Here is a 14,055-nt window from a genome sequence, read left to right on the forward strand (position 1 = left end):
TCCCGTTTCCCGTCCCGAGGTATTTCCGAACCCGGAGCTTTTCCGACCTGGAGTGGTGATGGCACCCGTAACACCCACGGAAGAAACCACGGCGCGCCCCGACGCGAGTGAGGACGGCGGCGGCCGGTCCGGTCCGCTCGCGGGGGTCCGCGTCATCGACATGGCCACGGTCGTGATGGGCCCGTACGCCGCCCAGATCCTCGGCGACCTCGGCGCCGACGTCATCAAGATCGAGTCCCCGAACGACACCGTGCGCGTCGGGGCCCTGCACCGCACGCCCGGTATGACGCCGCTCAACCTCAACGTCAACCGCAACAAGCGCAGCATCACGCTCAACCTCAAGGACGGCACCGACCGGGACCGCGCCCTGGAACTGATCGGCACGGCCGACATCCTCATCACCAACATGCGCATCGGCGCGCTGCGCCGGCTGGGCATGGACTACGACAGCCTCGCCGCCGCCCATCCCCACCTGGTCTACGCCCACGCCCAGGGCTTCCGGCCCGACTCCGACCGGGCGCAGTTGGCCGCGTACGACGAGACGGTCCAGGCGGCCTCCGGGCTGCTGGACCTGGCGCAGCGCTCGGGTGACGTGGGCGCGCCGGTGGTGCTGCCCAGCATCTTCGCCGACAAGGTCGCCGCGCTGTCGATCGTGTACGCGACGCTGGCCGCCCTCGTCCACCAGCGGGCGACCGGCCAGGGGCAGCACGTCGAGGTGCCGATGGTGGACACGCTGCTGGCGTTCAACCTGGTCGAGCACCTGCAAGGGCGTATCTACGAACCGCCGATGGGGCCGACCGGCTTCCCGCTGTCCATGAACAAGGGGCACCGGGCGCGGCCCACCAAGGATGGCCTGGCGATGATCATTCCGTACGGTCCGCAGAACTTCCGCGACCTGTTCGCGGCCGCCGGCCGGGCCGACCTGGCCGAGGACCCGCGCGTCAACGGCGAGTTCATCGACTCGGTACGCGACGGGGAGGCGCTGGCCGAACTGCTGGAGACCGTGACGCCGCAGCTCACCACGGCCGAGTGGATGGAGGTGTGCACCAAGCACAGCATCCCCGTCGGGCCGGTACTGCGGCTCGACGAGGCGCCCGAGGACCCGTACGTCCGCGAGGGCCACCTGCTGGATGTGGCCGAGCACCCCAGCGAGGGCGCCTATCGCGTGGTCGGCGTGCCCCTGGTCTTCTCCGCCACGCCCGCGTCGGTACGCAGGCACGCGCCGCTGCCCGGCCAGCACACCGACGAGGTCCTCGCCGAACTGGCCTCCCGCACCACGGACCCCACCGCCACGACGGCGGCCCGGACCGCGCGGTCCGACGACGCCGAGAAGGAGGAGCAGCGATGAGCACCCCGGTTTCCCCGGAAGCCGCGGCAGACGACGGGCCGGTGCAGGTCCGGTACGAGCCGCTCGGCACGGGCGAGAAGACGGACGAGGAGAGCGCCGGCCACGCCCTGGTGATCACGATCAACCGGCCCCGGGCCCGCAACGCCGTGGACGCGGCGGTCGCCGAGGGCATCGCCGCCGCCGTGGACACGCTGGAGTCCGACCCCGCCCTGCGGGTGGGCGTCCTCACCGGTGCGGGCGGCACGTTCAGCGCCGGGATGGACCTCAAGGCGGCGGCTCGCGGTGAGCGCGTGAACGTACCCGGCAAGGGGTTCGCCGGCCTCACCGAGGCCCGTACCGCCAAGCCGCTGATCGCGGCGGTCGAGGGCTTCGCCATGGGCGGCGGCTTCGAACTGGCCCTCGCTTGTGACCTGGTGGTCGCGGCGGACGGCGCGCGTTTCGCGCTCCCCGAGGTCAAGCGCGGCCTGATCGCCGGAGGCGGCGGCGTCCTGCGACTGCCCCGGCGCATCCCGTACCACCTGGCGATGGAGCTGCTGCTGACCGGCCGGACCGTCACCGCCGAACGTGCCCACGCGCTCGGTGTCGTCAACCAGGTCACCGACGACGGCCACGCCCTCGCCACCGCGCTGGAACTCGCCGCGGACATCGCACGGAACGCGCCGCTGGCGCTGGCCGCCGTGAAGGAGGTCGTCCGTCAGGCGGACGGCGTACCGGAGTCCGACGCCTTCGCCGCACAGGCCGAGGCGGTCGGCAGGCTGGTCCGTTCGGCGGACTTCGCCGAAGGGGCACGGGCCTTCGGCGAGAAGCGGGCGCCCCGCTGGAGCGCGCGATGAACCGCGAACAGATCCTCGGCAGCCTGGACACGCCGCTCACCGCCCCGGCCTACGCGCCCGCCGCGGCCCGGTTCACCGACCGCGAGTACCTCAACATCGTCTACCGCACCGACGCCGAGGCGCTGCGCGCGGTGGTGCCGGAGCCGCTGTGCGTCGACGAGCCGCTGGTGCGGTTCGAGGTGATGAAGATGGGTGACGTGACCGCCTACGGCCCGTACGTCGAGGCAGGTCAGGCCATTTCCGTCCGGTACGGGGACAAGCGCGGCGAATACCTCCACGCGATGTACCTCGACAGTTTTCCCGCCACCGCGGCGGGCCGCGAGGTGAGCGCCTACCCGAAGGTGATGGGCTCGCCCGCGCTGTACGCCGACCACGCGGCACTGGTGGGGACGCTGGATCACGGGAGCGTACGGGTGGCCACCGCGACGATGGGCTACAAGCACCGCCCGCTGGCCCTCGAAGCGGCCCGCGAGCAGATCGCCGTCCCCACCTACATGCTCAAGATCGTGCCGGGCTACGACGGTGCTCCGCGCGTCTGCGAACTGGTACGGACCGAGATCACCGACCTGGTGGTCAAGGAGGCGTACACCGGCCCCGCCCGGCTACAGCTCTTCGAGCACGTGCTGGCCCCGCTCGCCGACCTGCCGGTACGGGAGGTCGTCTCGGCCAGCCACATCGTCACCGACCTCACGCTGGCCGGCGCCGTACCCGTCCACGACTACCTGGCCCACTGAGGAGGACCGACATGTCACCCACGCACCACCACAGCCCCACCCTCCCTTTCACCACCGTGGCAGTCGTCGGAGCTGGCACCATCGGACTGTCCTGGGCCGCCCTGTTCGCCGCGCACGGCCTGCGTGTGACCGTCACCGACCCGCGCGAGGACCTGGACGAGGCCGTCGCCGAGGCGCTGCCGATGCTCGCCGACGGGCTGCCCGGCACCGACGCCGAGAAGCTGCGCGGCCGGATCCGAACCACGCACGACCTGGCCGGAGCCGTCGCCGACGCGGATCTCGTGCAGGAGAACGGCCCGGAGGACCTGGCGTTCAAGCAGCGGCTGTTCGCCGACATCGCAGGGCACGCCCCCGCCGGGGCCGTGCTGGCCACGTCCAGCTCCGGCATCGTGGCGACCGCGATCGCCGCGCCGCTGCCGGACGAGACCGCCGCACGCCTGCTGGTCGCACACCCGTTCAACCCGCCGCACCTCGTCCCGCTGGTGGAGATCGTGCCCGGTGAGCGCACCTCCGAGGAGGCCGTCGCGAGCGTCACCGCCTTCCACCGGACGCTCGGCAAGACTCCGGTACGGCTGCGCAAGGAGCTGCCCGGGTTCGCGGCCAACCGTCTGCAGGGCGCCGTCCTTCAGGAGGCGATGCATCTCGTGCTCAGCGGCGTGCTCGACGCCGGCGAGGTGGACACCGTGATGAAGGCGTCGCTGGGCGGCCGGTACGCCACCGTCGGCCCGTTCGAGAGCTTCCACCTCGGCGGCGGCCCCGGCGGCATCCGGCACATGATGGACCACCTCGGCCCGGGCCTCGTCGAGGGATGGCAGCGCCTCGGCCACCCGGAGCTGGACTCCGCCGCCACCGCCACGGTCGTCTCCCAGACCGAAGCCGCGTACGGGCACGGTCCCGGCGCCTACCGCGAACGCGCCGCGCTGCGCGACCGCAAGCAGCTCGCCCTCAACGACGCACTGCGCCGGGCCGACCGGAACTGAATCCCGTGGCCCGGCCCCGGGCCCTCACGAACCACAGCGAGAACCAGCACAACCAGGAGCATGTCATGCCCAAGCCCGCAAATCCCACCCCCGACTTCTTCGGCTTCGCCGACCTCCTCGACGACGGTGAGCGCGCCGAACTCGCCGCCGTACGCGACTACCTGGAGGCCGAGATCAAGCCGCTGGCCAACGACGCCTGGGACCGGGCCGAGTTCCCCTTCGAGGCGGTCGACAAGATCGCCAAGTTGGGGCTGGCCGGCTACCACTACCCCGAATACGGTGACGGCCGGCCGCGCAGCGAGCTGTTCGCCGGCTTCCTCAACCTGGAACTCAACCGCGTCGACCCCTCCCTGGCGGTGTTCGCCGGTGTGCACAACGGCCTGGCGATGGGCAGCATCCACGGCGGTGGCGACCAGCGGCAGCGCGACCGCTGGCTGCCGGACATGGCCGCGATGCGGACCATCGGCGCCTTCGCCCTGACCGAGCCGGAAGGCGGCTCGGACGTCGCCGGCGGGATGCGCACCACGGCCCGGCGCGACGGCGACACCTGGGTCCTCAACGGCGCCAAGCGGTGGATCGGCAACGGCACTTTCGCCGATGTGATCGTCGTCTGGGCGCGCGACATCGCCGACGGCAACGTCAAGGGCTTCGTGGTGCACAAGGGCACCCCCGGCTTCACCGCCACGAAGATCGAGGGCAAGATCGCGCTGCGTACCGTGCAGAACGCCGACATCACCCTCGACGAGGTACGGGTGCCCGAGGCCGACCGCCTCCAGCGGATCAACAGCTTCCGCGACACCGCCGCCGTCCTGGCGCGCACCCGCGGCGGCGTGGCCTGGCAGGCACTGGGCGTGGCCGTCCGCGCCTACGAACTCGCCCGCCAGTACGCCGTCGACCGCGTGCAGTTCGGCAAGCCCATCGGTGCCTTCCAGATGATCCAGGACCTGCTGGTCAAGATACTCGGCAATGTCACCGCCATGTTCGGCATGGTCGTACGCCTCAACCAGCTCACCGCCGCCGGGCGGGCCGGCGCGGAACAGGCGGCGCTGGCCAAGGCGTTCACCACGACCCGGATGCGCGAGTGCGTCGCCTGGGCGCGCGAGCTCTTCGGCGGCAACGGCATCGTCCTCGACTACGAGATCGCGAAGTTCTTCGCCGACGCGGAGGCGGTCTACTCCTTCGAGGGCTCCCGGGAGATGAACACCCTCATCGTCGGCAAGTCCATCACCGGCCACAGCGCCTTCGCGTAGACGCCGGGCTCCGCAGCGCTCCCGCTGTGCGGGAGCGCTGCCGGCCGCCGCCCCGGACACCAAGTCGGGGCGGCGGCCGTCACTGTTCGATGGCGGCCGAGCCGGAGACGGTCCGCCTGTCGGCGGCGGGCGGGAGGGGGACGGTGACCGGGGGCGAGAGGGAGGACACGGAGTGGGTGACGGTGGCCCTGCCGGACGCGACGGAAGCGGCGGATTTCATGCGTTCCTCGTCGTACTGCTTCCAGTCGGCGGGCGGCCAGGTCGCCTCGGGGGCCGCGAGCGACCGGTCGATGTGCTCCCGCAGCCCCTCCCCGAAGAAGTCGGACACCTGCCGTACGAGCTTCAGTGCCTCGATGGTGCCCGAGCTGAGGGGCCGGGCCATCCGGTCCGTACCGCCCGGCACGCTGCGTGGGGCGGCCCGCGCGTGGCGCGCCGCCCGCAGCGCGTGGCTGTGCAGACCGGCACAGGCGTAACCGATCGCCAGGGCGATCCGCCGCACCGCGTCGTCGACCCCGCGCGTCAGCTCGCCGGCCCCGAGGAGGGTCTGGTGGGGACTGCCGGGCCCTTCCAGCCCGTCCGCCGTGCGCGGCGGGAGCTTTTTCTCCTCGGCGTCGAGCAGCCGGTGCGCCCGTTCCATGACGGTCGCGACGAAGGCCAGCTCTTCCAGGTCGATGGAGTGGTTCATGGCAATCCTCCCGTGCCGTGTGCGTACAACGGCACCGTAGGATCGGCCGGTCCCATACATGACCCGATCCGCCAAAAGCAGACCCATTGGAGTTACGGACGGGCTCGCCTCCGGTGCGGCGACGGCCCGTCAGTGCGCGATGGAGTCGATGAGGTCCCGCGCCCCCTGGCGCAGCAGCGCGACGGCGACGGACGTGCCCAGGGTGGCCGGGTCGAGCGGTCCGGCCCACTCGTGGGCGTTCAGCACGGTCTTGCCGTCCGGGGTGAAGACGCAGGCGCGCAGGGACAGTTCGCCGTTGCGCTCGGTCCTCGCGTACCCGGCGATCGGCGAGTTGCAGTGCCCCTGGAGGACGTGCAGGAACATCCGTTCGGCGGTCGCCTCCCGGAAGGCGTCGCGGTCGCCGAGCGCGCTGACCGCGTCAATGGTGGCGGTGTCGTCCTCGCGGCACTGGAGGGCCAGGATCCCGGCGCCGATGGGCGGGCACATCGTCTCGACCGGCAGGATCTCGGTGATGACATCGCGGCGGCCGATGCGGTCCAGTCCGGACACGGCCAGCAGCAGCACATCGGCGTCCCCCGCGTGGAGCTTCTCCAGCCGGCGATTGGCGTTGCCGCGCATCGGTACGCATTCCAGGTGCGGATACGAGGCGGCGAGCTGAGCGACACGGCGTACGGAGGACGTGCCGACGCGCGTGCCGTCGGGCAGCTCGTCGAGGGTGAGCCCACCGGGGTGGATGAGGGCGTCACGGATGTCGTCGCGTTCGAGAAAGGCCGCGAAGGTCGTGCCGGCGGGCAGCGGGCGGTCGGCCGGGATGTCCTTGACACAGTGCACGGCGAGGTCCGCCTCCCCCGCGAGCAGCGTGGCGTCCACCTCCTTGGTGAAGGCGCCCTTGCCGCCGAGTGCGGACAGGTCGCCCATCCAGCGGTCACCGGATGTCGTGACGGGCACGACCTCCGTACGGATCCCGGGATGCAGGGCGGCCAGCTCGGCGCGCACGCGTTCCACCTGGGCGAGCGCCATGGGAGAGGAACGCGAGACGATACGGATCAGTTCAGGGGCGGACATGGCGTACACCATAGGGCTTCGGGCCTCGACTCCGGGTCTGTGGGGACTTGGACACGGGGGCGTGGGGCGCGGGGAGGAGGCGCGGGGACAGGGGGCGGGGAACGGGGCATGCGGACGGGGGCGGGGCTGGGGCAGGTGGGGCGGGGGTAGGGGGCTGGTGCGGCTGGTGAGTCGTCAGGAGTTTCGGTGGGGACGCATGCGGATGCGGCGCTGATTCGTATGGTTACGGGGCCGTGCGCGGTCGCGTTTTGGGCCGGGGGCGGCATCTGACGGCTCGGGGCTTCTGGTGGCGGGGGGCTTTGGGTGGCCGGGGGGGCTTCCGGCGGCGGGGATGGTTCTGGTGGCTTATCGGGCATCTGACGGTTGGTGAGGCGTGCGGCAGCCGGTGAGATGCCTGATAGCTGTTGAGTCGTCTGATGGCCGGTGAGGCGTCTGACGGGCGATGAGAAAGGGCCGCGGCGAGGGGCCTGCGGGGGCGTCGTCACCCCGTTCGCCCATCCCGGCGTGCGGACCGGCGGAGGCTGGGTCAAGGTCATCTCGTCAGGTCCACCCACCTCACCCTCAGGAGAATCACATGCTTCGTAACGTCGCGATCACCCTCGCCGGTGTCACGGCGGCCGGTTTCCTGGCCGCCGGGCCCGCTGCCGCCGACACGGGCGGCGGCGCCGTCGCGGGCGGCGCGTACGGCTCCGGCGGCTACTCGTCGGAGAACACGCTCGGCGGGTACCGCCACTACAACGTCGGCGGCCCGACGGGCGTCACCTCCACCGGTGCCGCCTATGCCCACAGCAAGGCGAGCGGCGAGTTCGACTACGGCCGCTACTTCAAGGCCGTCTGGCGCTGACCCGGACTCGCGTCGGCACGCCTACGGCCGCGCCCCGCGTCCGTTCCACGGCGCGGGCGCGTAGGAACCGTCCGGGCGTACGCCGACAGCCCCGTGGCACCGGCCGTCATCTCCCCTTCACGCACGCGTTCGCCTGCCCGTCACCGGGCAGCACGACGACGGTCGCTGCCACGTACCAAGCCTGCCCCACGGCGCCGACATGCCGTGGCGGATGACGGAACGCAGACACCGTGGCCCCCGGCCGGAAGCTTCCGGCCGGGGGCCACGGTGCGTCTGCTGTGCGCCGGTGCCGGGACCGGGGTCAGTCAGCCGTACGGTTCCGGGCTTGGGCGCCGGCTGGGGCATGAGAGCCGGTCGGGGCTCGGGCACCTGCTCGGGCTCGGGCCAGGGTTCCGGCCGGGGCCGGGTGCAGGCCCGGGCTCATGCCGTGCGTCGGCCGTCGTGACGTCAGCCGTGGCTCTGGTCCGGGGTCTCCAGGACCAGCAAGGGAATCTCCCGGTCCGTCTTCTGCTGGTAGTCGGCGTAGTCGGGATACGCCTCGACCGCGCGCCCCCACCACAGTGCCTTCTCCTCGCCCGTCACCTCACGGGCTACCAGGTCCATGCGTACGGGCCCGTCCTGCAGCTCCACCCGGGGGTCGGCCACCACGTTGTGGTACCAGACCGGATGCTTGGGAGCACCGCCCAGCGAGGCCACGATGGCGTAGGTGCCCTCGTGCTCCACTCGCATCAGCGGGGACTTGCGGATCTTGCCCGACTTGGCACCCCGGGTCGTCAGGACGACGACGGGCAGGCCCCGGATCGTCGTCCCCTTGGTGCCGCCGCTGCTCTCGTACAGCTCGACCTGGTCGCGTACCCACTTCTCCGGGCTCGGCTCGTACTCGCCCTCAAGTGGCATGGCATCCGTCCCATCGTCGCATCGTCGTTCGCCCATGCGGGCGTCGTGTCGTATGGCGTCATGTCGCACGGCCCCGCCCGCGGCCCACCGACCGCCCGCAACCGACCTGACCTTTCCTCAACACAGGGGCTCTGCGCAATCTTCCCGCTGGGTGTCGTAGCCGCTGATGGGTGTACGGACAGAGCGCGGCGAGCGCACGGGCCGGGTCGGGTGGCGGGGGTACGGGCAGAGTGCGGCGGGCGTAGGGGCCGGGTGGTGGGTGTACGGACCGGGTGGTGGGTGTACGGACCGGGTGGTGGGTGTGCGGGTCGAACAATGGGCCTCCGGGACGGGGGCGGGCAAGCGATCGCGGCTGCCGCGTGCCCGGTCATGCCGTCGCCGGTGGCTCCTCACGCCGAGCTGAAAGAGCAGGTAGGCGGAGAACCCGGCCATCATCAGATGGCCCATCGGCAGCTCCGTGCCGGGTACGGAATCGCTGATGGTCACGACGAGCGCGACGGCCACCACGACGTTCGCCGGGTGGCCGCCCAGCTCCTTCTTGGTGCGCAGGAGCTGGCGCAGCTCGATGCCTCCGCGCCGGATCCCCGCCCGCAGGATGCGCTGCGGTCCCGTCCCCCTCATGCGGCACTGTCCTCTCGGCCCCCGGAGTCGGCCGGGTGTCGGTTCCGGGTGTTCTCCATGTGCAGGTAGGTGTCCTCCAGCGTCGGGCGGCGCACCTCCAGGTCGGCTATCGGTCCCCCGGTGTCGCAGTGGAGTTCCCACACCATCTGGGAGGGGTCTTCGGTCCGTTCCTTGCGCGCGGTCCCGTCCTGGTCCGTCCAGGGCGCACCCGCTCAACAGGGCGCGGACAGCGAAGCATTCGCGCCCTCTCGGGCCCCCGCGGTCCGAAGTCGAGACGCGCCGGGCGTACTTCCAGGTCCACCGCGCCCGGCCCCGTGCGGAACGGGAACGGGTCCCGTCAGTCGAGGACCGCGGTGGCCTCACCCTCGACCAAGAACTCGGGCTCGGCCAGTGCCGCGACACCCGGCAGCGCGGCCGGGGTGGTCCCCGACTTCTCGGCTGCCCGCGCGATCCCTTCCACGAGCAGGGACATCGTGACGGGGGGCCAGTCGACGACGTGGACGGTCAGTTTCGCCACGTCGTCGAAGGTGCCTCCCGCCTCTGCGAGAGCGGTGGCGACGTTGATGTAGCACTGTTCGACCTGGGCGGCGAGGTCACCTTCGCCGACGGTCGTGTCCTCCGCGTCCCGGGCGACCTGCCGGCGACGAAGACCGGCTTCGATCCGGTCGCTACCGACATCTGCCGATAGACGTCGGCCTTCGGCAGTCCGTCGGGGTTCACCAGGGTGATGGCCATGCTGCTTGCCTCCGCTGCAGGAGAGCCCGTGGGCTCGCTGCCCTCACTGCCACCGGGCCAGGAGCCCCCGGCCTCTTGTGGTTGCTCAGGAACCGTAAGAGAGTCTCCGCCGACGTGGAAGAACGCACTTTTCGGTGACGGAGGAACCTGATGGTGACCCAGCAGAACGGCTCAGGCGATCCAGTGCGGTCGGCGCGTGGCGGGTGAGGGAGTACGGCTGTCCGCGAGGGCGGTGGCCAGGCGGTGCACGGCCTCGCGGAGGGTGTCGGGAGGCGCGGTGTAGGGGATGCGGAGGCGGTGTTCGAAGACGCCCGGGTCGGTGGCGAAGTAGGGGCCGCCTTCGATCCGTACCCCGTGGTCCAGTGCCCGTTCGGCCAGCGCCACCGCGAGTGGCTCCCCCAGATCGGCCCACAGGGACAAGCCGCCGGGCGGCAGGTGCCAGGTCCAGTGCGGAAGGCACTCGGCCAAGGAGGCGGTGAGGGCGGCGCGCTGCGCGCGTAGCTGTTCCAGGCGCGTCGGCAGCAGGTCTTCGGATCTGTCCAGCAGGTCCAGGGCCAGGAGTTGGTCCACAACCGAGCCGCCCATATCGGTGGCGACCCGTTGGCCGGCGAGTTCGGTGACGAGCCGGGCGGGCGCGCGCAGCCAGCCGATGCGCAGGCCCGCCCAGTGGGTCTTGCTCATCGAGCCGGTGGTGATGACCTGGCCGGTCCCACCCGGTGCGGCGTGGGAGGCGAAGGGCGGCGGGGCGGGGACGTCCAGGGCGAGGTCGGTCAGGGTCTCGTCGACGACCAGCCAGGTCCCGGAGCGCTGCGCGGCGCGCAGCGTGCGGGCGCGCTGCTCCGCGGGCATGAGGCAGCCGGTCGGGTTGTGGAAGTCGGGTACCAGGTAAGCCAGTTGCGGCACGGACCGGCGCAGGGACGATTCGACGATCCCGGTGTCCCAGCCGCCGTCGGTCACCGGGACCGGCACGGTACGCAGCCGGGCACGCCGCAGCGCTTCCAGGGCGTTCGGGTAGGACGGGTTCTCGACCAGGACCCGGTCGCCGGGGCGGCAGAGCAGGCCGAGGACGAGCGTGAGCGCGTGCTGGGCTCCGGAGGTGACCAGGATCTGGTCGGGCACGGTGGCCAGGCCCCGCCGCGTGAAGCGTTCGGCGATGGCGGCGCGCAGTTCCGGCAGGCCGTACGGGTGGTAGCCGGGCGTGCCGACGTGCTCGGCCAGGTGCGGTGACACCCTGGCGAGGGCGTCGGCGAGCGTCCCGTGCGGCAGGGTGGGGGCGGCCCTGGCCAGGTCGATCGCGGTGTCCCTGGGGCCGAGGAGGCGTGTGAGGCCGCGAGGAGTACGGCCTTCGGGCAGGGCCGTCCAGGTGCCGGCGCCCTGGCGGCTGTGTGCGTAACCGCTCTCGCGCAGCAGGTCGTAGACGGCGGTGACGGTGGCCCGGCTGATGTCGAGAGCCGTGGCGAGTTCGCGCTCAGCGGGGAGTCTGACATGCAGCGCGATGCGCCCGTCCAGGATCAGTTCGCTGATCGCCCGCGCCAGATGGCGGTAGGCGGGTCTGGACGCCGAGGGGTCGGGCAGCAGCGCGGCCAGCCGGCGGCTTCCCAGCGTACGGTCCGTACGTTCCGTGCGCCCTGTCCCGTTCACGGGTGGGGAGGGCCTCGCGTCCGCCATGCCGCTCCCCCTCGCTGCACCGCGACCCTCAGCCCCGCGACGGCCCCGCCGTGGCTGCTTCTCAGCCGTACCCATCTGCCGACATTGATCACGTGTATCAGCCAATCACTGTACAGAGCCAGAACCGCCCCAGTGGCCGTGGGCACCCTGTGGCCGTGGGCGCCACCAGCCGCGAACACCCGCCGGCCATGGGCTCAACGTTGGCCGTGAACGGCACGGATACAGCGCACGAGGAAGGGTGGGGGCGGCCCGGGGCTCACCGCGCGGATCGGCCCCGGTTCGCCTACAGGAGTGCGGCGGACGGGTCGGCCGACGGCCGCGGAGGTGTGGGAACGGCCGGGCACCGGCCCCTCGGGTACGTTCCGTACGGCAATGATCATCCGACCCGGCCGTGCCCGCGCGGCCCGGCCCCTTCAGGAGACACGTCATGAGCAGCGAACCGACCATGCGCACGATCACTCAGGACTCCACCGGCGGCCCCGAGGTGCTCCACCTGACCCAGGCGCCCCGGCCGGCGCCGCTGCCCACGGAGGTGCTCGTACGGGTGCACTCCGCCGGGGTGAACCCGATCGACTGGAAGACCCGTCAGGGCGGCGGCATGGCCGGGGTCCTCGGGGACCCGCCGTTCTCGGTGGGCTGGGACGTCAGCGGTGTCGTGGAGGAGGTCGGCTTCGGCGTGCACACGCTTCAGGTGGGCGACGAGGTGTACGGGATGCCGTGGTTCCCGCGGCAGGCCGGCGCGTACGGCGAGTACGTGACCGCGCCCTCGCGGCACTTCGCCCGCAAGCCGGCCACGCTCGATCACGACCACGCGGCCGCCGTGCCGCTGGCCGCGCTCACCGCGTGGCAGTGCCTGGTGGACGCGGCTCACGTCGAGGCGGGCAGCCGGGTGCTGATCCACGCGGCGGCGGGCGGCGTCGGCCACTTCGCGGTGCAGTTCGCCAAGCACCTGGGCGCGCACGTCATCGGTACGGCCCGGGCGGCCAAGCACGACTGGCTGCGCTCGCTCGGGGCGGACGAACTGGTCGACTACACCCAGGAGCGCTTCGAGGAGGTGGTACGCGACGTGGACGTCGTCATCGACCTCGTGGGGGACGGACACGACGCGACCAGCACCCGTTCGCTGCGTACGCTGCGGTCCGGCGGCACGCTCCTCGCCGTTCCCTCCGGGGCCGCACCCGACCTGACGGAGGCTGCCCGCGCCCAGGGGGTGCGGGCCAGTGGCTTCCTGGTGGAGCCCGACGGCGCGGCGCTCACCCGGATCGGCGGTCTCATCGACGCGGGGGTGGTGTCGGTGGAGGTCGAGGACGTACTGCCGCTGGCCGAGGCCGCCGAGGCGCACCGCCGGGGCGAGGAGGGCCGCACGCGCGGAAAACTGGTGCTGCGCGTGGCGCCCTGAGATCGCTCGATACCGCGGCCTCCGGACGGGTGACCGGAATTCCGAGAGAGGTAGGGACCGGAAAGTCTTCCGGGGGCCGTGCGAAAGATTACGGCGGCTGGAGGAGCGGAGAAGCGCGCCTCATCGTTGGTGCGGGCGTCGGGGCGCCGGGGGCGGCGGGTCATTCGCCGGACGGCAGGCGTACTGACGACCGGATTCAGCGATTCCCGTCCGGCCGAGTGGGCGCCCGCCGCCTTGGGCAGACGCACCAGGCAGGGCGGATCGGCGGCGCCCGCCGCATCGGCTCTTTGCAGTCTGCCGGGTGAGTGGAGCGGCTGAAGGCATGGAGCCGACGGCTTGCGGCAGGCGGAGTTCGACGGTGCGGCCCCGGCGCCGGGAAAGTCTTACGCGTCGACCCATTCGTGGGACTGGGCCTGCTTCAGAAGACGCTGGCGGGCCTGGAGGATCTGCTCGCCGGTCATGCTCGGCACGCCGGTCACCAGCAGTTCCGTCACCTCGTCGAGGAACTCCTGGGCGGAGAGCGTGTCGCACAGGACACCGTCCTCGAAATTGCCGTCGTGCGCCGCGCTCTGGGCGCGGTGCGAGCCGCCGGAACGCCCGGGGGCGCCTTCCAGGAAACGCACTTCGGACGCCTTGGGACCGCGGTCGCCCTCTTCCACCAGGAATTCGACCTTGACGCCGGGGGCCATCAGCCCCTTGTCGAATTCCAGGTCGTTCACATGCACGAAGACGTCTTCTCCGCCGTCGTCCGGGACGACGAATCCGTAGCCCCGTACCTCGTCGAACCGAATGACCTTGCCCGAAACCATCACTGTGCCCCAGACCCCAATTCCACAACTGCCCACAAATTCCGCACCCCGTCGCCGTCATCCCGGCGGCGTGCCGTTCCCACCGGCTGCGCCGGCAGAGGTTATCGCCGAAGGCGGAGACGATTCGGTGGATGTCCCGCCCATACTATTGCCGAGCGGCGGCGGAACGTCCAGCCCGGCGCCCGCC

General features: G+C 71.7%; 13 protein-coding genes and 2 pseudogenes. 7 read left to right on the forward strand and 8 right to left on the reverse strand.

Features of this window, described 5'->3' with window-relative positions; translation table 11 throughout:
- Positions 1 to 58: 58 nt before the first annotated feature.
- The 5 genes from ACH4EB_RS23445 (at position 59) to ACH4EB_RS23465 (ending at position 5,145) form a co-directional block, all read left to right on the forward strand.
- On the forward strand, positions 59 to 1,348 hold the full coding sequence (locus ACH4EB_RS23445; RefSeq protein ID WP_398349507.1) for a CaiB/BaiF CoA transferase family protein: 1,290 nt from the start codon (positions 59 to 61) through the stop codon (positions 1,346 to 1,348).
- Positions 1,345 to 2,181 (forward strand): crotonase/enoyl-CoA hydratase family protein, encoded by an 837-nt coding sequence (locus ACH4EB_RS23450; protein WP_398349508.1) that lies wholly within the window; start codon positions 1,345 to 1,347, stop codon positions 2,179 to 2,181. The genes ACH4EB_RS23445 and ACH4EB_RS23450 overlap by 4 nt, the downstream gene beginning before the upstream one ends.
- A complete protein-coding gene (locus ACH4EB_RS23455) occupies positions 2,178 to 2,915 on the forward strand; it encodes an acetoacetate decarboxylase (RefSeq protein ID WP_398349509.1) in 738 nt (245 codons plus the stop codon). Before ACH4EB_RS23450 ends, ACH4EB_RS23455 begins: the two co-directional genes overlap by 4 nt.
- Positions 2,916 to 2,926: 11 nt before the next feature.
- On the forward strand, positions 2,927 to 3,895 hold the full coding sequence (locus ACH4EB_RS23460) for a 3-hydroxyacyl-CoA dehydrogenase family protein (RefSeq protein WP_398349510.1): 969 nt from the start codon (positions 2,927 to 2,929) through the stop codon (positions 3,893 to 3,895).
- Positions 3,896 to 3,960: 65 nt separating this feature from the next.
- On the forward strand, positions 3,961 to 5,145 hold the full coding sequence (locus ACH4EB_RS23465) for an acyl-CoA dehydrogenase family protein (protein ID WP_398349511.1): 1,185 nt from the start codon (positions 3,961 to 3,963) through the stop codon (positions 5,143 to 5,145).
- A 79-nt stretch (positions 5,146 to 5,224) separates the two neighbouring features.
- Here ACH4EB_RS23465 and ACH4EB_RS23470 read toward each other — a convergent pair whose 3' ends face one another.
- Together ACH4EB_RS23470 and hemC are read right to left on the reverse strand one after the other, a co-directional pair.
- The gene (locus ACH4EB_RS23470; RefSeq protein ID WP_398349512.1) at positions 5,225 to 5,830 is read right to left on the reverse strand and encodes a hypothetical protein; all 606 of its coding nucleotides are present in this window, start codon (positions 5,828 to 5,830) and stop codon (positions 5,225 to 5,227) included.
- Positions 5,831 to 5,959: 129 nt separating this feature from the next.
- Positions 5,960 to 6,895: a hydroxymethylbilane synthase gene (gene hemC / locus ACH4EB_RS23475; protein WP_398349513.1), complete on the reverse strand. Its 936-nt coding sequence runs from the start codon at positions 6,893 to 6,895 to the stop codon at positions 5,960 to 5,962.
- Positions 6,896 to 7,469: 574 nt separating this feature from the next.
- Here hemC and ACH4EB_RS23480 point away from each other — a divergent pair.
- Positions 7,470 to 7,739 (forward strand): hypothetical protein, encoded by a 270-nt coding sequence (locus tag ACH4EB_RS23480; RefSeq protein ID WP_398349514.1) that lies wholly within the window; start codon positions 7,470 to 7,472, stop codon positions 7,737 to 7,739.
- A gap of 447 nt (positions 7,740 to 8,186) precedes the next feature.
- Here the strand turns inward: ACH4EB_RS23480 and ACH4EB_RS23485 are convergent, their stop codons facing one another.
- The 5 genes and pseudogenes from ACH4EB_RS23485 to ACH4EB_RS23505 all read right to left on the reverse strand — a co-directional run bounded on the left by ACH4EB_RS23485 (position 8,187) and on the right by ACH4EB_RS23505 (position 11,633).
- A complete protein-coding gene (locus ACH4EB_RS23485) occupies positions 8,187 to 8,636 on the reverse strand; it encodes a nitroreductase family deazaflavin-dependent oxidoreductase (protein ID WP_398349515.1) in 450 nt (149 codons plus the stop codon).
- Positions 8,637 to 8,753: 117 nt separating this feature from the next.
- Positions 8,754 to 9,257 (reverse strand): hypothetical protein, encoded by a 504-nt coding sequence (locus ACH4EB_RS23490; protein ID WP_398349516.1) that lies wholly within the window; start codon positions 9,255 to 9,257, stop codon positions 8,754 to 8,756.
- Positions 9,254 to 9,457: pseudogene (locus tag ACH4EB_RS23495) on the reverse strand (ABC transporter ATP-binding protein); the annotation flags it as partial. The pseudogene ACH4EB_RS23495 and the gene ACH4EB_RS23490, both read right to left, overlap by 4 nt.
- A gap of 137 nt (positions 9,458 to 9,594) precedes the next feature.
- A pseudogene (locus ACH4EB_RS23500) lies at positions 9,595 to 9,992 on the reverse strand (RidA family protein).
- Positions 9,993 to 10,163: 171 nt separating this feature from the next.
- Positions 10,164 to 11,633, reverse strand: coding sequence for a PLP-dependent aminotransferase family protein (locus ACH4EB_RS23505; protein ID WP_398349517.1), 1,470 nt, complete (start codon positions 11,631 to 11,633; stop codon positions 10,164 to 10,166).
- Between the two features lie 454 nt (positions 11,634 to 12,087).
- On the opposite strand from ACH4EB_RS23505, the gene ACH4EB_RS23510 reads away from it, so the two are divergent.
- Positions 12,088 to 13,059, forward strand: coding sequence for an NADP-dependent oxidoreductase (locus ACH4EB_RS23510; RefSeq protein WP_398349518.1), 972 nt, complete (start codon positions 12,088 to 12,090; stop codon positions 13,057 to 13,059).
- A gap of 383 nt (positions 13,060 to 13,442) precedes the next feature.
- Here ACH4EB_RS23510 and ACH4EB_RS23515 read toward each other — a convergent pair whose 3' ends face one another.
- A complete protein-coding gene (locus ACH4EB_RS23515) occupies positions 13,443 to 13,868 on the reverse strand; it encodes a cold-shock protein (RefSeq protein ID WP_398349519.1) in 426 nt (141 codons plus the stop codon).
- Between the last annotated feature and the right edge of the window lie 187 nt (positions 13,869 to 14,055).

This window comes from Streptomyces sp. NPDC018045, assembly GCF_044327445.1.
Lineage (GTDB): Bacteria > Actinomycetota > Actinomycetes > Streptomycetales > Streptomycetaceae > Streptomyces.